The organism is Streptosporangium sp. DT93 (assembly GCF_049844535.1).
GTDB lineage: Bacteria > Actinomycetota > Actinomycetes > Streptosporangiales > Streptosporangiaceae > Streptosporangium.
Genome location: NZ_JBNCLF010000014.1, coordinates 82,003 through 106,423 on the forward strand (window position 1 = coordinate 82,003; position 24,421 = coordinate 106,423).

Below are 24,421 nucleotides of genomic sequence, written 5' to 3' on the forward strand. Positions count from 1 at the left end.
CAGGGTGTTCGTCACTGCCGCTTCGGCGGCCTGCGACAGGTGACGACCCTGTCGCCCGGCCCCGGGTACGCCATGATCCCCGGGTACGCCATGATCAGCAGCCGCTGGGTGCCGTATTTCTCCCCCTTCCAGGGAAACCAGCCAAAATGGACACGGATGCGGTAATGCCCCTTGCGACCGCCGAGCGACAGATCCGGCAGCTCGATGCCGCTCAGCCCGTTCACGGGGACTGTCTCACCACCGTGAACGCATGACCGACCTCGACGACACTGTCCCGGCCCTTGCGCTTCTCTCACGCCGGCGAGAACCGGCAAAGACCCGTTGCCGTACGGTGACGTCCCGGGTCGGATACGTGACCGTATTCGAGAGTGTCTCCGCGGTCATCGAGTCTCGCCGTGGCCGAATCGGTGGGCCACTCCCCCGGGCTTCGCCGGCCGTTCGATCGGTCGGTCCGTCCTGTGCGATGGTGGCAGGCATGAGCGTGTCCCCCACCGGTCCCGGCCGCGACGACACGGCGTCTTCGGCGTCTTCGGCGCGCAGGGAGAGTTTCGACGTCGCGGGCTACGTCCGGCGCGCCAGGAGCGGTCCCTGTTTCGTCTGCGCGATCCTGGCGGGTGCTCCCGGTTACGACCTTGAACAGATCGTCTTCGAGGACGAGCACCATGTCGCGTTCCTGGACCGCTACCCCACCGTGCCGGGCAAGGTCCTGGTGGCTCCCAGGGCGCACGTCGAGCATGTGGTCCGTGACCTCGACGAGGAGGGCTACCTGCGGTTGATGCGGACGGTCCGGCGGGTGGCGCTGGCGGTCGAGGCGGTCGTCGCCTCCGAGCGCACCTACGTGCTGTCGCTGGGGAGCCGGCAGGGTAACGCCCACCTGCACTGGCACATCGCTCCCCTGCCACCGGGAACGCCGTATGAGCGGCAGCAGTACCACGCGCTGATGACCGAGAACGGGGTGATCCCCTGGTCGCGGGAGCAGGCCGTCGAGCTGGCCGGGCGTCTTCGTGCGGCACTGGCGGGGATCGACGGGCGTGAGGGGGGCTGAGGTGGGCGTGCGGGGAACCGGCCTTCTGGCGTACCGCCGTGACGGCCGGTGGCAGGTGAGGGGACGGCCGCTCGGGGGCATGGGCGTGGGGTGTCGGGTTAGCGTGGGACGGCCGGGGTCGTCGTGTCGCGGCGGGTGTGCGGTCTGGATGCAGGAGAAGGGGTGTCGCTGGAGTCATGCGGCCGGCTGATCTGAATCGTCTCAGTGTGGGTGAGTGCGCCGATCGGTATGTGGAGTTGGTGCGGGCCAGGACGTTGACGGGGGCGTTGTCGGTGTCGACGGCGGAGGTGTACGGGCGTGATGTGGCGACGTTCGTGCAGCTGGTGGGTGAGGAGGTCGTCCTGGACGATCTGACGGGTGAGGACGTGGACGCGGTGTTGCTGGCGTTCGCGCGTAAGCCCGACGGGCGCAGGCGTGCGGGGCCCGCCGGTGGGGCGGACCCGGGGGGCGGCGCGGGGAACCCGGCGTCGGGGACGTCGGGGGTGATGCCCGGGGCGCTGCAGTCGGCCTCTTCGCAGGCGCGGTTTCGGCGGTCGGTGTCGGCGTTGTTCAAGCACGCGGTGCTGGTGGGGTGGGTGCAGGTCAATCCGATGGCGACGGCGACGGTGACGGCCAGGGAGCGCGGGGGGTTGCGTCCGCAGCGGCGGGCGTTGACGCGGGAGCAGGCGCGGGGGTTGATCGGTGCCGCGCGTGAGCTGGGCGAGGTGGGGGCCGGTGATGCCGAGGGGGGCTCCGGCTCCGGTGACGGTTCCGTCGGCGCCGGCACTGGCGCCGGTGGTGAGGGTGGTGGGAGCGGGCGGCGGGGTCGGCGTCGTGATCAGCACACCGAGTTGCGTGACGGGCTGATCGTGCTGATGTTGTCGACGATGGGTCCGCGGGTGTCGGAGCTGGTGCGGGCGAACGTGGAGGATTTCTACACCAACGACGGGGTGAGGTACTGGCGGATCTTCGGCAAGGGCGGCAAGACGCGCGATGTGCCGTTGCCCGACGTCGTGGCGGTGGCGTTGGAGGCGTATCTGGTGCGGGGGCGGACGGCCTCGCCGGAGAAGGCGTTGCTGCTGTCGTGGCGGGGCAGGCGGCTGGCGCGGGGGGACGTGCAGGCGGTGATCGACCGGGTGCAGCGGGGGGTGGAGGCCGATCGGCGTCGTTCGGTGACGCCGCACGGGTTGCGGCACACCACGGCCACGCATCTGCTGGCGGACGCGGTGGACATGGACGCGGTCCGCCGGGTGCTGGGGCACAGCGATCTGGCGACGCTGGGGCGTTATCGCGACGAGCTGCCCGGGGAGCTGGAGGTGGCGATGCGGTCGCATCCGTTGCTGCGGGGACCCGGCAAGGGGTGAGGGAGCGCGTCTGCCCCCTCACCCCTCCTCCCCCGGTGGGTTCCTCTCAGCGGGTGGCCATGGCCTCGCCGGTGAGCTCCTCGTCCTGCCCGCCGGTGCCGGACTGGGTGGCCGTGGCCCGTCCGGCTGCCTCACCGATGCCGCTGCCGGTGGTGGTGCCGGTGCGGTCGAACTGGGTGCGGTACAGCTGCGCGTAGCGGCCGTCGGCGGCCAGCAGGGCGCTGTGGGTGCCGCGTTCGGCGATCCGCCCGTCCTCGACGACGAGGATCAGGTCGGCGGCGCGGATGGTCGACAGCCGGTGGGCGATGACCAGTGCGGTGCGCCCGGCCAGTGCCTCTGCGAGGGCTTCCTGGACGGCCGCCTCGGAGGTGGAGTCCAGGTGCGCGGTCGCCTCGTCCAGTACCACCAGCCGTGGCCGGGCCAGCAGCAGGCGGGCGATGGTCAGGCGCTGGCGTTCACCGCCCGAGAGGCGGTAGCCGCGCTCGCCGACGACGGTGTCGAGGCCGTCGGGCAGTGACCGGACGAGATCGGCCAGCCGGGCCCGGTCCAGGACCTCCCACAGTTCCTCGGTGCCGGCCTGCGGGCGGGCCAGCAGCAGGTTGGCGCGGATGGTGTCGTGGAACAGGTGGCCGTCCTGGGTGACCACGCCGAGGGTCTGCTGGATCGAGGTGGCCGACAGTTCGCGTACGTCGGCTCCCGCCAGGCGTACGCTGCCGCTGTCGGTGTCGTAGAGGCGTGCGGCCAGTTGCGCGATCGTGGACTTGCCGGCTCCGGAGGAGCCGACCAGGGCGACCATCTGCCCGGCCTCGGCGCGGAAGGACACCTCGTGCAGTACCTGTGTGCCGCCGCGGGTGTCGAGGGTGGCGACGTCCTCCAGGGAGGCCAGTGACACCTTCTCGGCGGAGGGGTAGGCGAAGCCGACCCGGTCGAACTCCAGGGTGACGCCTCCTTCGGGTACCGTGCGCGCGTCGGGCCGGTCGACGATGAGTGGCTTGAGGTCGAGGATCTCGAAGACGCGCTCGAAGCTGACCAGGGCGCTCATCACCTCCACGCGGGCGCCGGCCAGGGCGGTCAGGGGTGCGTACAGGCGGGTCAGCAGCAGTGCCATGGCCACGACCGCGCCCGGGTCGAGGGTGCCGTTCAGGGCGAAGACGCCGCCGAGCCCGTAGACCAGGGCCAGGGCCAGGGCGGAGACGCCGGTCAGGGCGGTGACGAACACCGACTGCACCATGGCGGTGCGTACCCCGATGTCGCGCACGCGGCGGGCGCGGTCGAAGAACTCGGCCGATTCCTGGGCGGGGCGGCCGAAGAGTTTGACGAGGGTGGCGCCGGGGGCGGAGAAGCGTTCGGTCATCTGGGTGCTCATCGCGGCGTTGTGGTCGGCGGCCTGGCGTTCCATGCGGGCCAGGCGGGTGCCGACGCGTCGTGCGGGCAGGACGAACACCGGCAGCAGTGCCAGGGCCAGCAGGGTGAGCTGCCAGGAGATGCCGAGCATGACCGCCAGGGTCAGGGTGAGGGTGACGAGGTTGCCGGCCACGCCTGAGAGGGTGTCGCTGAAGGCGCGCTGGGCGCCGATGACGTCGTTGTTGAGGCGGCTGACCAGCGCTCCGGTGCGGGTGCGGGTGAAGAAGGCGATGGGCATGCGTTGTACGTGGTCGAAGACGGTGCCGCGCAGGCGCAGGATGAGTCCTTCGCCGATGCTGGCCGACAGCCATCGGGTGGTCAGGCCCAGGGCGGCCTCGGCCAGTGCGATGACCGCGATCCATGTGGCCAGGCCGATCACCAGGCTGGTGGCGCCGCCGCCGACGATGGCGTTGACGACCTGTCCGGCCAGGAGCGGGGTGGCGACCGCCAGGGCGGAGGAGAGCACGCTCAGCAGCAGGAACCACACCAGCAGGGTGCGGTGGGGGCGGGCGAAGGCGGCGATGCGCCGCAGGGTGGCCTTCGACAACGGCCGCCGGTCCTGGGCGTGCATCGCGTTGTAGAGCGAGTGCCAGGCGGTCATTTCCATGCTCATCGCCGTATCACCGTGTCTCCTGTGTGTCGTGGAGGGAGGGGGCCGGGGTGAGGGGTTCCCGGCGGTGGCCGTGCGCGGGTCCGCGCTGTGGGAGCGGATGCGGGTCGGCCGTGACACGATCTTAAAAGCTCAAGTTAACGTGAGGTCAAGGGGTGGGGGTCGCCTGTCTCCGCGGACGCCGGTCCCGCGGTGCGGGTTCTCGCGGGTGGTTCCTCCCGGAGGGGCCGCTCCCCCGCCGGTCGTTTCACCGGTTGCCGTTCCCCGCCCCCTCGCCGGGCTCGCCGGGCTCGCCGGTGACGGCCGCGGCCCGTGTCACAGGTCCAGGACGGCGCGGGTGGCCGCCCGGCAGCGGCGCGGGTCGCACAGCAGGTCGCTGCTGTGCGCGAACTGGTCGATCGACCCCACGTGCGGCAGTGACCGCACCCGGTCGTCGGTGATGGCCCGCTGCAGGTCGTCGGCGAAGCGCCCGGCCTGCAGGAGCGGAAGGGGCCGCCGGTGGTGCTCGCGCAGACCCTCCTGCGGGGGTGCGGCCCGTTGCGGGGGTGCGGCCCGGCCCATGCGGTCGTGCAGTGCCGCCGCCCGCCGGTAGACCGCTCCCAGCGCCCGGTTGCGTTCGCGCCATCCGCCGGCCCTCACCCCCGCCGACAGCGCCGCCGCCAGTTCCTCGGCCGCCTCGGCGGTGCCGGGCAGGCGGGCGAAGGCACTGCCGAGCCATTTGGCGTACGGGGGGTAGCGGCGCCGGGTCAGCAGCAGCAGGCACATCAGGTCGCGGGCCAGGTCGGCGGTGACCAGGGCCGAGCCCAGTTCGTCGCCCACCTCTCCGCAGCGGCCGGGGAAGGCCTCCTGGCGGGCCAGGCGCCGCCACTGCCCGGCCAGGACGTAGCGTTCCAGGTCGGGCGGGTACCAGCGCAGCGCGGCCCGGACGGGTTCCAGGACGTCCAGGCCGTCGTGGAAGACCTCGCCGCCGGTGACCTCGGCCAGGCGCTGCCAGGGGGTCGACAGCCAGTCCAGCACGCCCACGCCGCGCAGCGGGTCGAACCCGAGGCGTTCGGTGAACCAGGGGGCGGCCTGGACGACCTGCACCCGGTGCCCCTGCGGCTCCCCCAGGCCGGTGCGGTAGCCGCAGAAGACCTCCGGCAGGCCCTGGCTCAGGGCGTCCCGTACCCGCTCGGTGCGCTCCGGCGGCACGAACAGCACCACGCGCGGGCCCCAGTCGGCGTCGGTGGAGCGTTCGGTGTCGAAGGCCAGCACCTCCGACCCGGCGCCGATGAGTGCGGCGCTGTGCGTCACCCCGGCCACGATCGGCCGTACGGCCTGGTCGTAGAACGTGCGGGAAAGCTCCAGGCCAGGTATGAAACTGGACATCATTTCGCCCACTCTGCCTGCCGTGGCGCCCTCTCGCACCCGGTTTTCCCCCCGCCCGCCCCGCCCGGGAAAGGGGCAGGGGGGTCAGGCCTGTTCGGTGGCGGGGGCGGCGGCGGCCAGGGGGCGCAGCCGCAGCCCGAGCCGCTCGTACAGGGCGATAGCGGCGTGGTTGCCGGTGTCGACCATCAGTGCGGCGCGGCCGTGCGCGGCCACCAGTTCGCCGAGTGCGAACCGGCACACCGCCTCGCCGTGGCCCCGGCCCCGCCATCGCGGGGAGGTGGCCACTCCGGCGACGAAGCCCACCTGCGGGCTCGACCAGGCGTCGGCGGCCACCGCGATCAGCTCACCGTTCCCCTCGCCGGTGAGGCCGGTGAGGGGGTTCGCGGTGCCGTCCGGGCTCCGGCCTGTTCCGGCCCATCGGCGCACTCCCGCCAGGCCCGGGACCGCCCAGGAGGAGGGGGCCGCGCCGGCGAGCAGCGCGGTGACCTCCTGCTCGCGCGAGCCCGGCAGCCAGCCCGGCCGCTCCATGTGCCCGGTCGTGGTGCGGGCGGGCGGGGGCGGCGGGTTGCGGGTGTCCATCCATTCGAACGTCCCCAGGACCCGCAGCCACGGCGAGGCGGCCACGACCTCCTCGACGAGGGCGCGTGAGCCGACCACCCGGTAGGAGGGGCCCAGGTGCTCCAGCGCGTACCGCACCAGCGGCCCCACCTGCCCGGCCGGGCCGCGCACGGCGAGGCGGTCGCGGCGGTTGAGGTCGGGGCAGGCGACCGCGACCGCCTCCCCCAGCGCCCAGGCCCGCACCCGCGCTCCCATGCCCTGGGCCGCCCACAGCAGCAGCGCGTCGTGCTCGCAGGCCTCCTCCAGGGCGGGCGTGTCCTTCAGCTCGGCCGGTACGGGGTTCAGAGGATCGCTCCGGGACGGTAGGCGGCCGCCTGCGGGTGACGTCCGGTGATCTCCGCCACGCGGGCCACGATCGCCTCGACCTGTGAGGCGGCGGCGCCGGTGAAGGACACCCGGTCGGCGAGCAGGGCCCGCAGCCCGGCCTCCTCCAGCGGGAAGCGCTCGTCGGCGGCCAGGCGTGCCAGCAGCTCGTTGCCCGTGCCCTGCTCGCGCATGGCCAGTGCCGAGGCCACCGCGTGTTCCTTGATGATCTCGTGGGCGCTCTCGCGGCCCACCCCGGCCCGCACGGCGGCCATGAGCATCTTCGTCGTGGCCAGGAAGGGCAGGTAGCGCTCCAGCTCGGCGGCGACGACGGCCGGGAAGGCGCCGAACTCCTCCAGCACCGTCAGCATCGTCTCGATGAGCCCGTCGAAGGCGAAGAACGCGTCCGGCAGCGCCACCCGCCGCACCACCGAGCACGAGACGTCGCCCTCGTTCCACTGGTCGCCCGCCAGTTCCCCGGCCATGGACGCATACCCCCGCACCACCACCGCCAGGCCGTTGACGCGCTCGCAGGAGCGGGTGTTCATCTTGTGCGGCATGGCCGAGGAGCCGACCTGGCCGGGGGCGAAGCCCTCGGTGACCAGCTCGTGGCCGGCCATCAGGCGGATGGTCTTGGCCAGCGAGGAGGGCGCGGCCGACAGCTGCACCAGGCAGGTGAGGACCTCGTAGTCCAGTGAGCGCGGGTAGACCTGCCCGACGCTGGTCAGGCGGTGGGCGAACCCCAGGTGGGAGGCGACCTCGTCCTCCAGCCGCGCCAGGGCGGCCTCGTCGCCGCCCAGCAGGTCCAGCATGTCCTGGGCGGTGCCGACCGGGCCCTTGATCCCGCGCAGCGGGTAGCGGGCGATGAGGTCCTCCAGGCGGGCGAAGCCCGCGAGCAGCTCGTCGGCGGCCGAGGCGAACCGCTTGCCCAGCGTCGTGGCCTGGGCGGCGACGTTGTGCGACCGGCCCGCCACCACCAGCTGCGCGTGTTCGGCCGCCAGGCCCGCCAGGCGCTCCAGCAGTGCCACGCACCGGTCGCGCACCAGCAGGAGGCTGTCGCGGATCTGCAGCTGCTCGACGTTCTCGGTCAGGTCGCGTGAGGTCATGCCCTTGTGGACGTGCTCGTGCCCGGCCAGGGCGTTGAACTCCTCGATGCGGGCCTTGACGTCGTGGCGGGTGACGCGCTCGCGTGCGGCGATCGACTCCAGGTCCACCTGGTCGACGACCTTCTCGTAGTCGGCCGGTGCCTGCTCCGGCACCGCCACTCCCAGGCGTTGCTGCGCGGCCAGCACCGCCAGCCACAGGCGCCGTTCGGCCACCACCTTGTACTCCGCCGACCACAGGCGGGTCAGCTCCGCGGAGGCGTAACGGGAGGCGAGGACATTGGAGATACGCGGCTTGGCAGTCACGTTGCGTCAGTATATTCCGCCGCCGGTCGCGGCCCGGCCGGGGGGCGGCGATCGAAGCGGGGCGCGGGTGGCCGGGGGTTGCCCGGGAACGGGCCGTGACCGGCCGGACGTGCCGGCCGGTCACGGGGGACCTTCTGCGATGCCCGCTCAGGGCGCCGGGGCAGGCCTCAGGTCGTCCCTGTCGTAGACCTTCGGCTCCGGCAGCGACTCCCCGCCGCGCTCCCGGTTCCTGGGGGTGCGCCGCAGCCGCTCCTTGAGCCGCTCCACCATCACGTACAGGGTCGGCACCAGCACCAGCGTCAGCAGCGTCGACGACAGCAGCCCGCCGATCACCACGATCGCCAGCGGCTGCGAGATGAACCCTCCCGAGCCGGTCAGGCCCAGCGCCATCGGGATCAACGCGAAGATCGTCGCGACCGCGGTCATCAGGATCGGCCGCAGCCGGCGCCTGCCTCCCTCGATCACCGCCTCCACGATGCCCATCCCCTGGGCCCGGTACTGGTTGATCAGGTCGATCAGCACGATCGCGTTCGTCACCACGATGCCGATCAGCATCAGCATGCCGATCAACGCCGGCACGCCCATCGGCGTGCCCGTGGCCAGCAGCAGCCCGATCGCGCCGGTCGCCGCGAACGGCACCGACACCAGCAGGATCACCGGCTGCACGAAGCTCCGGAACGTCGCCACCATGATCATGAAGACGATCGCGATCGCCGCCAGCATCGCCAGCCCCAGCTGCCCGAAGGCCTCCGCCTGGTCGGCGCTGACCCCGCCGATCGCGAACGTCGCGCCCGCGGGCAACGCCAGCGCGTCCAGCTTCTGCGTCAGCGTCGTCGTCGTGGCGCCCAGGTCGCTGCCGGTCGCCGTGCCCGACACCGTCGCGCTGCGCTCCCCGTCGATACGGGTGATCTGCGCCGGGCCCCGCGCCTTCGACACCTCGGCCACCTGCGACAGTTTCACCAGGCCCGTGGCCGTCGGCAACTGCAGCGCCCCTACCTCCTTGACCGTCTCGGGCGCCTCCCCGCCGCTCAGCACCACCGCGCCGCTGCGGCCGTCCAGCGTCATGTCGCCCATCGGCACCCCGCGGAAACGCTGGGCCACCAGCTGGCCGATCTGCACCTCGGTCAGGCCCCGGGCCGCGGCCTTGCGGCGGTCCACCCGCACCTCGACGCGCTCGGCGCCGTCCTGCAGGTTCGAGGCGACGTCACGCAGCCCCCCCAGGTTCGCCATCGTCGAGCGCACCGACTCGGCCGCCGTGCGCAGCGTGGCCACGTCCGGCGCCTGCACGATCACCTGCAGCTGGTCGGTCGCGCCACCGGTCGGCCCGCCCTGGCCGCCGCCCACGGTCACCTCCCCGACCCCGCTCAGCTCCTTCAGCCGCGCGCGCAGCGTGTCCTGCAGCGCCGCGGCGTCGCTCTCCTCCTCGATCGCCACCGAGTACGAGGCCCGGTCGCCGGCGCCGCCGCCGAGACCCCCCAGGAACCCGCCGCCCCCGCCGACGTTCACCTGGTAGTCCCGCACCCCCTTGAGGGAGGCCAGCACCTCCTCGACCTTCTTGGCCGCCGCGTCCGTCGTCGCCAGATCCGTGCCCGGGGGCATCTTCTGGCTCAGCGAGACCGTGTCCTGACCGGAGGAGTCGATGAAGTTCGTCTCCAGCCGTCCCGCCAGGCCCATCGTCGCGACGAACACCACCACACCCACCAAAAGCGTCACCAGGCGCCGCCGGGTGGCGAACCGCAGCACCGGCAGGTAGGCCCGCTGCAGCGGGCTGCGCAGCTCCTTGGCCTCGGCCTTCTCCCGCGCCGCGCGCGCCTGCTCGGCCGACAGCACCGGAGCCCTCAGGAACCAGTACGCCAGCACCGGCACCACCGTCAGCGACACCAGCAGCGACGCCATCAGCGCCACCGTCACCGTGATCGCGAACGGCGCGAACAGCTGCCCCACCAGGCCGCCCACCACCGCGATCGGCAGGAACACCGCCACCGTCGTCAGCGTCGAGGCCGTCACCGCGCCGCTGACCTCCCGCACTCCCGCCAGCACCGCCTTGCGCTTGGCCTCGCCGTACTCCAGGTGGCGCTTGATGTTCTCCAGCACCACGATCGAGTCGTCGACCACCCGGCCCACCGCGATCGTCAGCGCCCCCAGGGTCAGCAGGTTCAGCGAGTAGTCCCCCACCCACAGGGCGATCAGCGCGATCACCACCGACAGCGGGATCGACGCGGCCGTCACCAGCGTCGAGCGCACCGACAGCAGGAACACCAAGATGACCAGCACCGCGAACGCCAGGCCCAGCAATCCCTCCGTCGTCAGGTCCTCGATCGAACGCTCCACGTACGGCGCCTGGTCGAAGACGATCGTCACCTCCGAGGAGTCACCGATCGCCCGCACCAGCTCCGGCAGCTTCTCGCGCACCTCGTGCGAGATCGCCACCGCGTTGCCGCCCGGCGACATCGTCACCGACACCCCCAGGCTCGGCTGCCCGTTGGTACGCGTCAGCGACGTGGCCTCGGCGAGCTCACGCTCCACCGTCGCCACGTCCTGGATCCGCACCGGCCTCAGAGCGGGCGGCGCCTGCTGCCGCACCTGCGGGGCCTGCGCCTGCGAAGGCCCCTGCTGGGCCCCCTGGCGGCCCTGCTGGCCCGGCTGCGGCTGCTGGGCCTGCTGGGGAAGCTGCGCCGGCGCCGCAGGCGTCAGGTACAGCTTCTTCAGCTCCTCCAGCTTCGTGACCCGCTCCCCCACCTGAACCGTCAGCGACACCTTGTCCTCGGTCAGGCTGCCCGCCGGCACCGGCTGGCCGTTGGCGCGCAACGCGTCCACCACCGCCGTCGGCGGCAATCCCACGATCGCCAGCCTCTTGGGGTCCGGGGTGATCGTCACGACCTCCTCGCGCACCCCCGTCACCGAGACCTCACGCACCCCCTCGACGGCCTGCAGCTGCGGCACCATCAGCCGCTCCAGCCGCTCGGCCATCACCCGCTGGTCACCGCCGTCGCCCACCGCCAGCTGCATCACCGGGATGTCGTCGGTCCCGCCGGTCAGGACCTGCGGATCCACCCCCGCCGGAAGCTGCGCCTCGATCCGCGACAACGCCTGCTGCATGTCCGACACCGACGCGTCGATGTCGGTGCCGAACTCGAACGACACCTGGACCTGCGACATCCCCTCCCGGGACGTCGAGGTCATCTCCGCCATGCCCTCCAGCCCCTGGAAGCTGTTCTCGATCGGCTCGGTCACCTGCTCCTCGACGATCTCGGGAGAGGCGCCGCTGTAAGGAGCGATCACGAACGCCCCCGGAAACGACAGCGACGGCAGCAGCTGCTGTTTCAGCGACGGGATCGCGAAGATGCCGAACACGCTCAACACCAACGCGATCATTATGACGAGGCTGCGGTTGGCGAGGCTCAACCTGGCCAGGGAGGTCATGGGGGCGGACTCCTAAAGGGATGTCACGACAAGATTTGCCCCAGACTAACACTTCGCCTGATACGAATATTTAACGAAGCAAACCATCCTGATAACCTTCTCAGGAAGCGAGAGGTGAGCGTGAACGACGACCGCGAACAACTGATCCACCAGATCGGCGCCATCCAACGCGACCTGGGACGACTGTTCGCCCAACAACGCCCCTCCTCCCCCCTGTTCGACTCCAACCTCACCATGCGCCAGCTCAACGTCATCATGCTGCTGTCGCTACGCCACTCGGCCTCCGGCCAGGAACTCGCCCACCACCTCGACGTCGGCCTCGGCACCGTCACCGGCATCGTCGACCGCCTCGTCGCCCACGGCCTCGTCGCCCGCTACGAAGACCCCCACGACCGGCGCATCCGCCGCATCGAACTCACCCCCGCCGGACGCACCCTCATCGAGCAGATCGCCGACGCAGGCCTCAACGAGTTCCGCCGCGTCCTGAGCCACCTCGACACCCCCACCCTGCGCGACCTGTCCACCGTCATGGACAAACTCCAAAGCGCAGCCCTCGCCCTGCACCAAACCACCCCCCACCCAAACATGGGATGATAGGTTCCGCGGCTGTGAGCACACCCTCCACCGACCCCTTCTCCCTCACCGGACGCACCGCCCTCGTCACCGGCGGCAGCTCCGGCATCGGACACGCCATCGCCCACGCCCTCGGCCACGCCGGCGCCCGCATCGTCATCACCGCCCGCCGCCCCACCCCCCTGGCCGACACCGTCGCCGAACTCCACCACCACGGCATCCAGGCCGCCTCCATCACCGCCGACCTCGCCGACCCCGACGACCTCACCCGCGTCATCGAACAAGCCCCCACCCCCTTCGGCGACATCGACATCCTCGTCAACAACGCCGCCAACAACATCCGCCCCCACATGAACGACCTCACCCCCCACGACTACGAACAGACCATCAACCTCAACCTCACCACCCCCTACCTCCTCGGCCAGCACTTCGGCCCCCGCATGGCCCGACGCGGCTGGGGACGCATCATCAACATCGGCTCCCAGCAAAGCCACAGAGCCTTCGGCAACAGCGGCGCCTACGGCGTCTCCAAAGCCGCCCTCGCCGGCCTCACCCGCTCCCAGGCCGAAGCCTGGTCCCCCCACGGCGTCTGCGCCAACACCATCATCCCCGGCTTCGTCCTCACCCCCCTCACCGAACCCGTCCAGGCCATCCCCGGACGCGTCGAAGCCCTCGCCGCCCGCACCATGATCGGCCGCAACGCCCTCCCCGCCGACTTCGCCGGCATCGCCGTCCTCCTCGCCGGCGACGCCGCCGCCTACATCACCGGCCAGGCCATCTGCGTCGACGGAGGCCTCTCCGTCCACTGACCCGCGCCCCCACCCCCAGCCCCGCCCCTGCCGTGCACGCCCCCACACCGCCCCCACCACAGCAGAGACGACCCACACCCGTGACCACCACCTCCACCACCCCCACCCGCGAACACACCAACGCCCGCCGCGCCGTCTGCTACTTCTTCATCCTCCTGGGCGCCGTCTCAGGAGCCTGGGCCGCCCGCATCCCCGACGTCAAACACACCCTCCACCTCACCGACGGCCAGATCAGCTACGCCCTCCTCGCCTCCGCCCTCGGCCTCGTCCTCGGCATGCGCTTCGCCGGACACCTCAGCGACCGCCTCGGCAGCGCCCGCCTCCTGCCACCCGCCGCCATCGCCACCGCACTCGTCATCACCCTCCCCGGCTACGCCCCCACCCTGCCCGCCCTCATCGCCGCCCTCTTCCTGTTCGGCCTCATCAGCGCGAGCCTCGACGTCTCCATGAACGCCCACGGCGTCGACGTCGAACGCGCCTACGGCCGCCCCCTGATGTCCTCCTTCCACGGCATGTTCAGCCTCGGCGTCCTCGCCGGCGCCGCCGCCGGCGGCCTGTTCGCCTGGCTCGACCTCGACGCCGCCGCCACCCTCACCGCCGTCGGCATCCCCCTCGCCCTGACCACCCTCCACGTACGCCGCCACCTCCTGCCCCCCACCCCCACCCCCACCCACGAAACCGGTCCCGAAACCGGCCCCGGCTCCCCCGCCACCACCACCCGCCGCGCCCCGTGGAGCAGATGGATCGTCCTCATGGGAGTCGTCTCCTTCGCCGGACTCGTCGGCGAAGGCGCCGCCAACGACTGGACGGCCGTCTACCTCTTCCAGAACCTCCACGCCTCCGAATCCGTCGCCGCCGCCGCCTTCGCCGTCTTCGCCACCACCATGACCATCGGCCGCTTCGCCGGAGACCACCTCGCCCAGCGCCTCGGCCCCACCCGCCTGGTCCGCTACTCCGGCCTCGTCGCCGCCCTCGGCCTCGGCGCCGCACTGCTCTTCGCCCAGATCCCCGTCGCCTTCGCCGGCTTCGCCCTGTTCGGCCTCGGCCTGGCCCCCATCGTCCCCCAGGTCTTCTCCGCCGCCGGAAACCACGACCCCGCCCGCGCCGGCCAGGCCATCGCCCAGGTCGCCACCGTCGGCTACGCCGGACTCCTGGCCGGGCCCGCCATCATCGGCGCGGCCGCCGAACTCGTCGGCCTGCCGGCCGCCCTCGCCATCCCGGCGCTGCTCGCCCTGTTCATGGCCGCCTCGGCGGGAGCCCTGCGCTCTCCGGCACCCTCATGACCGGGCTCTCTTTGGTTGTTGAGTCTTCAGTCCACTGTAAATGATCTTGAACCTCTGGACCGCCTTTACGATGTAGATCAATAAAGCTGCTCCCTTCAAGAGGGGTTCCCGGCCGTCAGGGGGACGCGTCGCCGCCGTCGGCCGCGGTGGCCCTGCGGACACAGTCGCGCAGCAGGGCACGGCGCCGGTCGTGCACCTCCCCGGGCTCCCGGTCGTCGGCCGCGTACACGTTGCTGACCGGCGACCAGGCCATGGACATGGCGATGACCATGGCCATGATGTCGAAGGGGTCACCCGCACGGACCCGTCCGGCGGCCTGGGCCCCGGCGATGGCCGTGAGCTTGCGGTCCTCGTAGTGCCCGTGGGTCTCGACGAGGTGCCCGGCCGGCCGGCGCTCCAGCCGTGTCCAGGTCGCCAGCCGGATGAGGTCGGGGCGGCGCAGGTACTCGTCGTAGAGACGCACCGCCCAGCCCGCGAGGTCGTCGGCGTCGATGGGGACGACGTCGGTGATGCGCTCCAGCGAGCCGAGGAAGATCGCGTCGAAGAGCCGTTCCTTGTCGCCGAAGTAGGCGTAGAGCTGCGCCTTGTTGGTGCGCGCCGCCGTCACGATGCGCTCGATGCGCGCCCCGGCGATGCCGTGCCGGGCGAACTCCTCGGTGGCGGCGTCCAGGATGCGCCGGTAGGTCGCGGCGCCTCGCGCGGTCTGGGGGTGTTCCGGCATGGGCACACCCTATCAAAACAGACCAGTTGGTTTGCTTTGTCGTACGGCCGCGCGTAGCCTCCAACAGACCGAACAGTCTGTTTAAGGAGCTCGGCTGTGCGAACGACCACCGGATGGCGGGCCACCGGCCCGGCGGAACTACGGCGCACGACACTGCAGCGCCGCGACCTGCGCCCGGACGACATCGCGGTACGGGTCGACCACTGCGGCGTGTGCCACACCGACCTGCACGCCCTGCGCGGGTACGACCGGCACGCGAAGACACCCCTGGTGCCCGGCCACGAGTTCACCGGCGTGGTGACCGAGACCGGCCCCCAGGTGACCGCCTTCTCGGTCGGCGACCCCGTCGCGGTGGGCAACATCGTCGACTCCTGCGGCGCGTGCGCCATGTGCGAGGCCGGGCAGGAGAACTTCTGCCACTCCTTCCCCACCCTGACCTACGGCGGCACCGACCGCCAGGACGGGTCGACCACCCTGGGCGGCTACTGTCGCGAGTACGTCGTGCGCGACGCCTTCGCCTACCCCCTCCCCCCCGGCCTCGACCCGGCCGCCGCCGCCCCCCTGCTGTGTGCCGGCGTCACCGTGTGGGAGCCCCTGCGCTCCCTGGGCGTCGGCCCCGGCAGCCGCGTCGCCGTGGCCGGGCTCGGCGGCCTGGGCCACCTCGCGGTCAAGATGGCCGTGGCGCTCGGCGCCACCACGACCGTCATCAGCCGCACCCCCGGCAAGCGCGAGGACGCCCAGCGGCTCGGCGCCCACGACCTCGTCGTCTCCACCGACACCCGGCAGATGGACGCGGCACGCGACACCTTCGACGTCGTCGTCGACACCGTCTCCGCGTCCCACGACCTCGCCCCCTACCTGAGGACGGTGGCGATGGACGGCACCCTCAGCCTCCTGGGCTACCTGGGCCCGGTCACCGTCGAGGCCATGGACCTGCTCGTGGGCCGCAAGAGGCTCAGCTCCTCGGGCAGCGCGGGCCGCCCCGCGACCGCCGGGATGCTGCGGTTCTGCGCCGACAACGGCATCGCCGCCGACGTCGAGGTGCTCCCCTCCTCACAGGTGCACACGGCGCTCGAACGCCTCGGCCGCAACGACGTCCGCTACCGCTTCGTGCTCGACCTGTCCGACCTGGAGTGACACCCGACCGGTGAACCCCACCCCGTCCGCGCACGACCGGACGGTCTCCCGCCCTCACGGGCATGACCCACGCCGACGAAGTGAGGCCTGTCATGAACGATTCCCCCCGTGTCCTCGTCCTGGGCGGGACCGGCAAGACCGGCCGCCGCGTCGCCGCCGCGCTGCGCCACCGCAACGCCGGCCCCGCCGTGGCCTCGCGCCGAGGCCCGGTCCGCTTCGACTGGCGCGACCGCTCGACCTGGAGGCCGGCCCTGGACGGCGCCGACGCCGTGTACGTGGTCGACTCTCAGACCCCGGACGCGCCGCAGGAGGTCCGCGAGTTCACCGGCCTGGCCGCCGGCCCCCGCGGGGGTGGAACGAGGTCCGCCCCAAGCCGTCGGTCCGTGGTTTGGCGTGGTGCCTGTGAATGATGATGAAATCATCCACATCCTTTACAATGTAGATCAACGCGGACGGCCTCGTCGGAGACACGGCTCTTGTCGATCCCTGGGCTGGTCGTCCTGCGCGGCCCGTGCCTGCGGCCGGCATCACCTCGCCGGCCATCTGCGCCGGACCGGGCAGCCGCCCCCTATCCCGACAAGGAGTTCCCGGCGCCATGGCCTCCATCCGCCACGAGATCGTCATCGACGCCTCCCCCGAGCACATCTGGGATGTGCTGCGCGACGTCGGAGCCGTGCACGAGCGCCTGCTGCCGGGCCGTGTCGTCGGCACCCGGCTGGAGGGCGACCAGCGGTTCCTGACCTTTCCCGACGGACACGTCGTCCGCGAGCTGATCGTCACGATCGACGACGACTCCCGCTGCCTGACCTATTCCGTCGTCGAAGGCGCGAGACCCCCGCTGGAGCACCACCACGCCTCGTTCGAGGTCCGCCCGGAGGGCGACGGAGCGGGCCGGCTGATCTGGACCACCAACGTGCTGCCCCACACGCGAGCCGCCGACGTCCGCGTTCGCGTCGAACACGGCGCGCGGGAGATGAAGCAGGCGATCGAGGCCGCGGCACCCGCGAGCCACCCGCCCGGGTAGCCCCCTGAAAACCCGTGTCGCGGCCGGCCCCGGCCCGCCGCCGGAGCTAGACGACCGCGGTGGCCTCGACCTCGACCAGCAGGTCGGGCTCCCCCAGCGCGGCGACCCCCAGCAGCGTGATCGGCTTGACCGGGTCCACCCCCAGTCTCGCCGCCGCACGGGCGACCCCCTCCCCCAGCAGGGGCAGCTTGTCGGCGCTCCAGTCGACGACGTAGACGGTCAGCTTCGCCACGTCGTCGAAGGAGGCGCCGATCGCGGCCAGCGCGGTGGCGATGTTGAGGTAGGCCTGCTCGACCTGGGCGGCGAGATCGCCCTCGCCGACCCTGTTCCCGTCGGCGTCGCGGGCGACCTGGCCGGCGAGGAACACCAGCTTCGACCCGGTGGCGACCGCCATCTGCCGGTACATCTCTGGCTTGGGAAGTCCATCGGGGTTGACCAGGGTGACGGCCATCACTGCTCCTTCGTCCTCGGGGGAAGTGGTGCGTTTCCCAAACCATAACACTGCTATACATGAGAAACCATAGCGATGTTATGTATTGTGGTGTCATGGCGAGAACGAGGAACCCCGCGGCCCGCTCGCTGCTCATCGATCGCGCCGCGCAGATGCTGCGGGCCCGCGAGCCCGTCACCTTGCGCTCCCTGGTGGCCGGGACCGGCGTGTCGACGATGGCCGTCTACACCTACTTCGGGGGCATGGACGGACTGTGGAGGGCGGTGCGCCAGGAGGGCTTCGCCCGCCTGGCGGTCAGGCTCGCCACGGTCACGACGTCCCCGGACCCGGTGCGGGATCTGGCCTGTCTGGGCTCGGCCTACCTGTCCAACGCCCTGGACAACCCCGACCTGTACCGGGTCATGTTCGACGCGAGCTTCGACCTGGAGGACTCCCGGGCCGGCGACGAGAGCCTGCACCACCTGGTCCGCGCCGCCGAACGCGCCCGGAGCGCCGGCCGCTTCCGCGACGACGTCGACCCGCCGGAGCTGGCGGCACAGAGCTGGATCATCGGCCACGGACTGGCCTCCCTCGTGGCCACCGGCCCGCTGCCCCCCTCCATGCTCGCCCAGGCCGTCCCCCTGCTGACCGGGTTGTTCGTCGGTGCCGGGGACGACCCGGTCAGGTGCCGGCGGTCGGTCGAGCTCGGCTGGCACTGGCCCTACCCCGCCGACACCACCTGACGGCCGTCCGGGTGCGGTCAGACGCCGAACGCGGCCGGGTAGCGGATGACCCCGGAGGGTACGGGCCGCGCGGCGTCGAGGACGAGCGCCATCATGTGCTCGTCGGAGACGTCGAACGGTGGCCGGATACCGTGACCGGAGGCCGGGACGAACCCGAAGCGGGGGTAGTACGCGGCGTGGCCGAGGACGAGCACGAGGCTCTCCCCCTGTTCGCGGGCGGCGTGCAGGGCGGCGCGGACGGCCGCCGACCCGGCGCCCCGCCTCTGGTGGTCCGGCAGGACCGCGCACGGGCCCAGCGTCAGAGCGGGGACGTCGCCGACGTGGCACCGGGTGAGCAGCGCGAATCCGGCGGCGGTCCCGCCGGGGGTCAGGGCCAGCCAGGACAGGCCGGGAATCCAGGCCGACGAATCGGCCCGCAGGGCCTCGACCAGGTCGGCCTCCTCGGGGGTGGGAAAGGCGGCGAGGTTCACCGCGCGGATCGCGGCCAGGTCGGCGCCGGTCTCGGCGCGGGTGATCCAGGCCGTGTTCGGGGCGGCGCCCGGGGTGGTGGTCATGACCGTGCGCGGTTTCCCTTCCGTGCCGGCGAAGAACCGGGAGAGGCCAGGAGGAGCAGAAGGGAAGATACCCCGGCCGACGGCGCGCACGCCCGCCCGCACCCCGGCCCCGGTGGTGCCGCTGCCGCAGTGGTGGGCGACGGCGGCCGTACGGGGGAACAGCCAGTCGTGCGGTACGTCGCCGACCGCCAGCACGTCGTCCGAGACGAGTCCCCGCGCACCGGTCTGCAGCACCCCGCGCAGTCCGGCTCGCCGCAGCGCCCCCACGGCCAGTTCCGTGTACCGCTCGGCCCGTGCGCCCGCCAGGCTGCCGAAGCCGACGAAGACCGGAGGGGGCCCCGACGCCAGGAAGTCGCGCAGCACCGGATCCGGCCCCAGGTCCCGTGGCGGGAGCGGCCACCAGTAACCCGTGACCTCCAGTCCCGGCCGCCAGTCGGCCGGGCGGGGCAGCACCAGCGGGCTGACCCCGTGGAAGACCGGCCAGCGCGTGCTCTCCCGGCGCCGGTAGAGGGCGCGCGGGGTCATCGGGGGCAGCCCGAGCCGGGCCCGCATCCTCACGCTCATCCCGGCGAGCATCGGGCCGGCGGCGGGCGACTCGAACGCGAGCCGGGCCGCCCTGCGGTTCCCCCACCGTCCGAGCGACCGTCGCAACAGGCTCAGGACCGGCGGGAAGTCCCCCGTGGGGTCGACGCCCCATGCTCGGCACACCCATCGCCTCGGCGACGTGACAGCCCATCGCGCCCGCCACGCCGAGCAGGAGCAGGTCCGCCTCCTGCTCGGCGATCCGGGTCAGGCCGTCCATGAGCTGCTCGCCGTACTCCCTGAACGCGCCGACGGAGAAGCCGCCGGTCAGCGCGAGGACCGGGTTTCCGGGAAGCGGCAGGTGCTCCAGGCCCGCATCGGTCACCAGCCGCGCGTACGGTTCGTGCTACGCCTTCGCGCAGGGCATCGTGAACGCCACCCTGGTCGGGCACTACACGCCCGATCAGGTCACGGCGCTGCTCGACTACCACCTGGAGCGGCTCCGCGCGGGGTGAGGGCCGTGACCGCGATTCCCGGCGAGCGGGCCCGCCGATCAGCCGGCTCGCCGGGAGCGGCGGGAGCGGTTCAGGGCCAGGAGGCCGAGGGCGACGGCGGCCGCCCCCACCGCCAGGGCCGCGTACCCCCCGACGATTCCGTAGCCGGTGCCGGGACCTCCCTTCGCGGCGGCCACGACCAGGGCGCCGACGGCGGCACCGGCGGCCCCCGCCACCAGGGCGGCCAGGGCAGGGACAGCTCCCCTCCTCCCGGCACGGCCCGCGGAGCGGGTCAGGGCCAGGACTCCGGCGATCACACCGGCCAGCCCCAGCAGCGCGGCCACCAGGGACCACAGGCGCCCGGCGCTCAGGGCGGAGGCGCCCACGGGATCGGGCACGGCCACCTGGAGCACGACGTGCGCGGCCCCCGGCGCGGCGAGCGTCATCCCCCCGCGCAGGGCGGCCGCGGCGGTGGCGAGCGGGCGGCGGGCGAACCCGCGGACGGGCATGCGGGCGGGCGTACGGCTGGACGGGCGGGCGGGCATGGGCGCTCCTTCTCCTATGACGCCCGCGGCCGGGCGTGACCCGATCATGTCCGCCGGACCCGCCGCCGGTCGTCCCGCGCACGCGGGCACTTCGCGCTGCCGCGGGCGGCGCACCCGGGCACCGCGCGCGCCGCAGGCACCGCGGCGCCTACCGCGGCCGCGGTAGGCGCCGGTCGTCCGCGCGCAGGATTCGCTCGCGCCGGCATCCGGTTAGGGTGCGCCCATGAGCACAGGACGGGCGAGGACGGCGAGGACGGCGAGGATCCGGTCCCGTGTCACCGACTGGGCGGTCGCCGCCGGCGTGGCGGCGGCGCTGCTGGTCACCGGCCTGTCCCAGCACCCCCCGCCCACCGCCGTCGCCCTGCTCGGCCACGTGCTGCCGGCGGCCGGCGGCCTGGCGCTGGCGGCGCGCCGCCGCGCGCCGGTCGCCGTCCTGGCCGTCACCGGACTGTGCGCGGTGGGGTACCAGGCCGCCGGGTTCGACGTGCCCGCGGTCGCGTACCTGGTCGCGGTGTACGCGGCCGTGCGGGCGGGGCACCGCACCGTCACGGTGGTGGCGAGCGTGGTCATGCTGGCCGCGCTCCCCCTCGCGGCCCTGGTCTCGGGCCCGCACGACACCGCGGAGGCGTTCGCGCAGGCCCGGGGCGCCCTGGAGCTGGCCTGGCTGATCGCGGCCGGCGCGGCGGGTGAGGCGCTGCGGCAGGCCGAGCGGCGGGCGGAGGAGGCCGAGCGCACGCGCGAGGAGACCGCGCGGCGCCGCGCCGACGAGGAGCGGCTGCACATCGCCCGGGAACTGCACGACTCGCTCACCCACCAGATCTCGGTCATCACGGTGCAGGCCGAGGTGGCCGTCCACGTGGCCCGCAGGCGTGGCGAGCCGGTACCGGAGGCCCTGCTGGCGATCCGGCAGGCCGGTCGTGAGGCGACCCGGGAGCTGCGCGCGACCCTGGAGGCGTTGCGCGACGACGACACGGCCCCGGCGCGTGGCCTCGACCACGTCGGGGAGCTGGTGCGGCGGGCGCGCACGGGCGGCCTGGACGCGACGCTGACGGTCCGGGGACAGCGGCCCGACGTACCGGCCGCGGTGGACCGGACCGTCTACCGGATCGTCCAGGAGTCACTGACCAACGTCACCCGTCACGCCGCCGCCGCGACGGCGTCGGTCCGGATCGACTATCGTCCCGGCGCCCTGGTCGTACGGGTCGACGACGACGGCACGGCCACGCCGCAGGCCGCGCCGGCTCCCGGCGTCGGGCTGCTGGGGATGCGCGAACGGGTCACCGCCCTGGGCGGCCGGCTGCGGGCGGAGCCGCGCGGCGAGGGCGGCTTCAGCGTCCACGCCGAACTTCCCGTGGAGCCGGCGTCGTGATCCGTGTCCTGCTGGTCGACGACCAGCCCCTCATCCGCAGCGGTTTTCGCGCGCTCCTCGACCTCGAGGACGACATCGAGGTGGTGGCCGAGGCCGGCGACGGGATGCGCGCGCTGGCCCTGGCCGGGCGGCACCTGCCCGACGTGGCGCTCGTCGACATCTCGATGCCGGTCCTCGACGGCATCGAGACGACCCGGCGCATCGCCGCCGACCCGGCCCTGGCCGGGGTGCGCGTCGTCATCCTGACCAACTACGGCCTGGACGAGCACGTCCTGGACGCGCTGCGCGCCGGCGCGGCCGGATTCCTCGTCAAGGACATCGTGCCCGAGGACCTCCTGCACGCCGTCCGCGTCGCCGCGCGCGGCGACGTCCTGCTCGCCCCGTCGATCACCCGCAGGCTGATCGACCGCTACGTCAGCCAGCCGCCCCGCCCCGACACCGGTACGGCGCTGAGGGAGCTGACCAACCGTGAGCGCGAGGCCGTCGCCCTGGTCGCGCGGGGCCTGTCCAACGACCAGATCGCCGGCCACATGACGATCAGCTCGCTGACCGCGAAGACCCATGTCAACCGGGCCATGACCAAGCTCGGTGCCCGCGACCGCGCCCAGCTCGTGATCCTCGCCTACGAGTCCGGCCTGGTGACCCCGCGCACCCTCCTCAGTGGCTCGTGAGGACGACCAGCCGCCGGGTCGCGCGGGTCATCGCGACATAGCGGTCGACGGCTCCCTCGAGGCCCTCGCCGAAGGAGCCGGGGTCGACCAGGACGACCAGGTCGAACTCCAGTCCCTTGGCCAGCTCCGGGGTCAGCGACCGGACGCGCGGCGTCTCCCGGAAGGCGGGGTCGCCGATGACACAGGCGGTCCCCCCGGCGTTCCCGGCGAGCCAGGCGCCGAGGATAGGGCCCAGCTCCGCGACCCGCCCGTGCACGACACCGCCACCGCCGCCATCGCCACCGCCACCGCCGACGCCGACGCCGCGGATGGAGACCGGCACGTTGGCGTCGGGGAGCGCGGCCCGGATGACCGGCTCGGCCTCGGCCATGATCTCCCGCGGCGTCCGGTAGTTGACGCTCAGGGCGGCCAGGGTGATCCGGTCGAACCCGACCCGCTCCAGCCGTTCCCGCCACGACTCCGCGAACCCGCGCCTGGCCTGGGCGCGGTCCCCGACGACGGTGAAGCTCCGCGACGGGCAGCGCGACAGCAGCATGCGCCATTCGGCGTCGGTCAGTTCCTGGGCCTCGTCCACGACGATGTGCGCGAACGGGCCGGCGAGCGGGTCGGGGTCGGCGCCGGGCAGCGCGCTCTCGTCGACCAGGGCGTCTTTCAGGTCCTGCCCGCGCAGCATCGTCACCGCGCCCTCACCGTCGTCGTCGGCCTCCAGCAGGGCCTCGACGACCGTGGCCATGCGCTCGTGTTCGGCGGCGACGGCGGCCTCGTGGCGGCGCCTGCGCCGTGACGCCCCGGGATCGCCGAGCCTGCGGCGTGCCACGTCCAGCAGCGGCAGGTCCGACACCGTCCAGGCCAGGGGCTCCTCGCGCCGCAGCGCCCTGACCTCGCCGGGCGTGAGCCAGGGAGCGCACAGTCGCAGGTAGGCCGGTACCGTCCACAGGTCCGCGACGAGGTCGGACGCCTCCAGCAGCGGCCACGCGCGGTTGAAGGTCGTGAGCAGCTCCGTGTCCCGCAGCAGCGCCTTGCGCAGCAGTGCGGCCGAGACCCCGCCACCGCCGGCGCCGCCGTAATCGCCGTCGCCGTCGCCGTCGCCGTCGTCGCCGTCGTTGTGCTTGTCCGTCAGGATCCTGAGCAGTTCCTCCCAGATCCGGTCGCGCGCCTCGTTGTGCGGGATGCCCGGTTCGGCCGCCTCGAACGCCTCGGCCCAGTCCTCGGCGCTCAGCCGGATGTCGGACCACGGGGTCGTGACCGTCATCCCCGTGGTGGGCGGGTTCTCGTAGAACCCGACGGCCGGCTCGATCGCCTCGACCAGGTTCGCCGACGCCTTCAGCCGGGCCACCCGCGGATCGGTCTCGGCCCCCGCCGTGCCCCCCTCGGCGACGAGGTCGCGCAGGGTGCAGGTCTGCACCCCCTCCTCCCCGAGGCTGGGAAGGACGTCGGCGACGTAGGCCAGGTAGGGCCGGTGCGGGCCCACGAACAGCACGCCGCCCCGGTCGTGACCCAGGCGGGGGTCGGAGTAGAGCAGGTAGGCCGAGCGGTGCAGGGCCACCACGGTCTTGCCCGTGCCCGGCCCGCCGTCGACGACGAGGGCGCCGCGCGATCCCGCGCGGATGACGGCGTCCTGGTCGGCCTGGACGGTGGCGAGCACGTCGCGCATCCGGGGTGAGCGGTCGGCGCCCAGGCCGGCGATGAAGGCGGACTGGTCGTCGAGCGCGGCGTGCCCCTCGAACCCGTCCGGGGCGAACACCTCGTCCCAGTAGTCGCTGATCCGGCCGCGGTCCCAGCGGTACCTGCGGCGGCTCGCCAGCCCCATCGGGTTGGCGTGGGTGGCTCCGAAGAACGGCTCGGCCGCCGCGGAGCGCCAGTCGATCAGCAGCCGCCGGCCCGCGCCGTCGGTGAGGCCGAGCCGCCCGACGTACACGGGCTCGGGGTCGTCCGCGCCGATCATGTGCCCAGGCACAGGTCCAGGCCGAAGCGGCGCAGCGTGCGCAGGCGCGTGGTCAGCACGCCGGCACGGGCCCCGCCC

Annotated in this window: 22 protein-coding genes and 1 pseudogene; 12 read left to right on the top strand and 11 right to left on the bottom strand. The window is 72.9% G+C overall.

The genetic code is table 11. From position 1 onward, the window contains the following. Positions 1-11: 11 nt before the first annotated feature. A complete protein-coding gene (locus tag ACLQ2R_RS26950; RefSeq protein WP_425963443.1) occupies positions 12-224 on the bottom strand; it encodes a hypothetical protein in 213 nt (70 codons plus the stop codon). Positions 225-475: 251 nt separating this feature from the next. Here ACLQ2R_RS26950 and ACLQ2R_RS26955 point away from each other — a divergent pair, with 251 nt between their 5' ends. Further along, positions 476-1,045, top strand: a complete 570-nt coding sequence (locus ACLQ2R_RS26955) for an HIT family protein (RefSeq protein ID WP_425963444.1) — start codon at positions 476-478, stop codon at positions 1,043-1,045. Positions 1,046-1,221: 176 nt separating this feature from the next. Beyond that, positions 1,222-2,388 (top strand): tyrosine-type recombinase/integrase, encoded by a 1,167-nt coding sequence (locus tag ACLQ2R_RS26960; protein ID WP_425963445.1) that lies wholly within the window; start codon positions 1,222-1,224, stop codon positions 2,386-2,388. Positions 2,389-2,434: 46 nt separating this feature from the next. Here ACLQ2R_RS26960 and ACLQ2R_RS26965 read toward each other — a convergent pair whose 3' ends face one another. The 5 genes from ACLQ2R_RS26965 to ACLQ2R_RS26985 form a co-directional block, all read right to left on the bottom strand. Then, positions 2,435-4,405: an ABC transporter ATP-binding protein gene (locus ACLQ2R_RS26965; RefSeq protein ID WP_425963446.1), complete on the bottom strand. Its 1,971-nt coding sequence runs from the start codon at positions 4,403-4,405 to the stop codon at positions 2,435-2,437. A 312-nt stretch (positions 4,406-4,717) separates the two neighbouring features. Further along, entirely contained in the window at positions 4,718-5,773 is a 1,056-nt protein-coding gene (locus ACLQ2R_RS26970) for a DUF4037 domain-containing protein (RefSeq protein ID WP_425963447.1), read from the bottom strand. A gap of 81 nt (positions 5,774-5,854) precedes the next feature. Further along, positions 5,855-6,571 carry a GNAT family N-acetyltransferase gene (locus tag ACLQ2R_RS26975; protein WP_425963448.1) on the bottom strand — a complete coding sequence of 239 codons (717 nt, stop codon included), beginning with the start codon at positions 6,569-6,571 and terminating at the stop codon, positions 5,855-5,857. Between the two features lie 98 nt (positions 6,572-6,669). After that, positions 6,670-8,100, bottom strand: coding sequence for an adenylosuccinate lyase (purB, locus tag ACLQ2R_RS26980; protein WP_425963449.1), 1,431 nt, complete (start codon positions 8,098-8,100; stop codon positions 6,670-6,672). 147 nt (positions 8,101-8,247) lie between these two features. After that, complete coding sequence (locus ACLQ2R_RS26985; RefSeq protein WP_425963451.1) at positions 8,248-11,523, bottom strand: efflux RND transporter permease subunit; 3,276 nt, start codon at positions 11,521-11,523, stop codon at positions 8,248-8,250. Between the two features lie 114 nt (positions 11,524-11,637). Between ACLQ2R_RS26985 and ACLQ2R_RS26990 the strand changes: the two genes are divergently transcribed. The 3 genes from ACLQ2R_RS26990 to ACLQ2R_RS27000 all read left to right on the top strand — a co-directional run bounded on the left by ACLQ2R_RS26990 (position 11,638) and on the right by ACLQ2R_RS27000 (position 14,188). After that, the gene (locus ACLQ2R_RS26990) at positions 11,638-12,117 is read left to right on the top strand and encodes a MarR family winged helix-turn-helix transcriptional regulator (RefSeq protein ID WP_425963452.1); all 480 of its coding nucleotides are present in this window, start codon (positions 11,638-11,640) and stop codon (positions 12,115-12,117) included. Positions 12,118-12,131: 14 nt separating this feature from the next. Then, positions 12,132-12,905 (top strand): SDR family NAD(P)-dependent oxidoreductase, encoded by a 774-nt coding sequence (locus ACLQ2R_RS26995; protein ID WP_425963453.1) that lies wholly within the window; start codon positions 12,132-12,134, stop codon positions 12,903-12,905. A gap of 80 nt (positions 12,906-12,985) precedes the next feature. Then, complete coding sequence (locus ACLQ2R_RS27000) at positions 12,986-14,188, top strand: MFS transporter (RefSeq protein WP_425963454.1); 1,203 nt, start codon at positions 12,986-12,988, stop codon at positions 14,186-14,188. 115 nt (positions 14,189-14,303) lie between these two features. Here the strand turns inward: ACLQ2R_RS27000 and ACLQ2R_RS27005 are convergent, their stop codons facing one another. Beyond that, a complete protein-coding gene (locus ACLQ2R_RS27005; protein ID WP_425963455.1) occupies positions 14,304-14,909 on the bottom strand; it encodes a TetR family transcriptional regulator in 606 nt (201 codons plus the stop codon). Positions 14,910-15,005: 96 nt separating this feature from the next. Between ACLQ2R_RS27005 and ACLQ2R_RS27010 the strand changes: the two genes are divergently transcribed. The 3 genes from ACLQ2R_RS27010 to ACLQ2R_RS27020 all read left to right on the top strand — a co-directional run bounded on the left by ACLQ2R_RS27010 (position 15,006) and on the right by ACLQ2R_RS27020 (position 17,070). Next, positions 15,006-16,046, top strand: a complete 1,041-nt coding sequence (locus ACLQ2R_RS27010) for an NAD(P)-dependent alcohol dehydrogenase (RefSeq protein ID WP_425963456.1) — start codon at positions 15,006-15,008, stop codon at positions 16,044-16,046. 92 nt (positions 16,047-16,138) lie between these two features. Continuing rightward, a complete protein-coding gene (locus ACLQ2R_RS27015) occupies positions 16,139-16,456 on the top strand; it encodes a hypothetical protein (protein WP_425963457.1) in 318 nt (105 codons plus the stop codon). Between the two features lie 185 nt (positions 16,457-16,641). Next, positions 16,642-17,070 (top strand): SRPBCC family protein, encoded by a 429-nt coding sequence (locus ACLQ2R_RS27020; RefSeq protein ID WP_425963458.1) that lies wholly within the window; start codon positions 16,642-16,644, stop codon positions 17,068-17,070. Positions 17,071-17,116: 46 nt separating this feature from the next. Here ACLQ2R_RS27020 and ACLQ2R_RS27025 read toward each other — a convergent pair whose 3' ends face one another. After that, on the bottom strand, positions 17,117-17,521 hold the full coding sequence (locus tag ACLQ2R_RS27025) for a RidA family protein (protein WP_425963460.1): 405 nt from the start codon (positions 17,519-17,521) through the stop codon (positions 17,117-17,119). A 95-nt stretch (positions 17,522-17,616) separates the two neighbouring features. Between ACLQ2R_RS27025 and ACLQ2R_RS27030 the strand changes: the two genes are divergently transcribed. Further along, positions 17,617-18,243: a TetR/AcrR family transcriptional regulator gene (locus ACLQ2R_RS27030; RefSeq protein ID WP_425963461.1), complete on the top strand. Its 627-nt coding sequence runs from the start codon at positions 17,617-17,619 to the stop codon at positions 18,241-18,243. A 17-nt stretch (positions 18,244-18,260) separates the two neighbouring features. Here the strand turns inward: ACLQ2R_RS27030 and ACLQ2R_RS27035 are convergent, their stop codons facing one another. Next, positions 18,261-18,797: a GNAT family N-acetyltransferase gene (locus ACLQ2R_RS27035; protein ID WP_425963642.1), complete on the bottom strand. Its 537-nt coding sequence runs from the start codon at positions 18,795-18,797 to the stop codon at positions 18,261-18,263. Between the two features lie 800 nt (positions 18,798-19,597). Between ACLQ2R_RS27035 and ACLQ2R_RS27040 the strand changes: the two genes are divergently transcribed. Continuing rightward, complete coding sequence (locus ACLQ2R_RS27040; RefSeq protein WP_425963462.1) at positions 19,598-19,834, top strand: hypothetical protein; 237 nt, start codon at positions 19,598-19,600, stop codon at positions 19,832-19,834. 38 nt (positions 19,835-19,872) lie between these two features. Here ACLQ2R_RS27040 and ACLQ2R_RS27045 read toward each other — a convergent pair whose 3' ends face one another. Then, entirely contained in the window at positions 19,873-20,358 is a 486-nt protein-coding gene (locus ACLQ2R_RS27045) for a DUF6223 family protein (protein ID WP_425963463.1), read from the bottom strand. A 223-nt stretch (positions 20,359-20,581) separates the two neighbouring features. Here ACLQ2R_RS27045 and ACLQ2R_RS27050 point away from each other — a divergent pair, with 223 nt between their 5' ends. Both ACLQ2R_RS27050 and ACLQ2R_RS27055 read left to right on the top strand, forming a co-directional pair. Then, entirely contained in the window at positions 20,582-21,727 is a 1,146-nt protein-coding gene (locus ACLQ2R_RS27050; protein ID WP_425963464.1) for a sensor histidine kinase, read from the top strand. After that, positions 21,724-22,398: a response regulator gene (locus ACLQ2R_RS27055; RefSeq protein ID WP_425963465.1), complete on the top strand. Its 675-nt coding sequence runs from the start codon at positions 21,724-21,726 to the stop codon at positions 22,396-22,398. The genes ACLQ2R_RS27050 and ACLQ2R_RS27055 overlap by 4 nt, the downstream gene beginning before the upstream one ends. On the opposite strand, the pseudogene helR reads toward ACLQ2R_RS27055, so the two are convergent. Then, positions 22,385-24,399, bottom strand: a pseudogene (gene helR / locus ACLQ2R_RS27060) (RNA polymerase recycling motor ATPase HelR); the annotation flags it as partial. The gene ACLQ2R_RS27055 and the pseudogene helR sit on opposite strands and share 14 nt — an antisense overlap. Between the last annotated feature and the right edge of the window lie 22 nt (positions 24,400-24,421).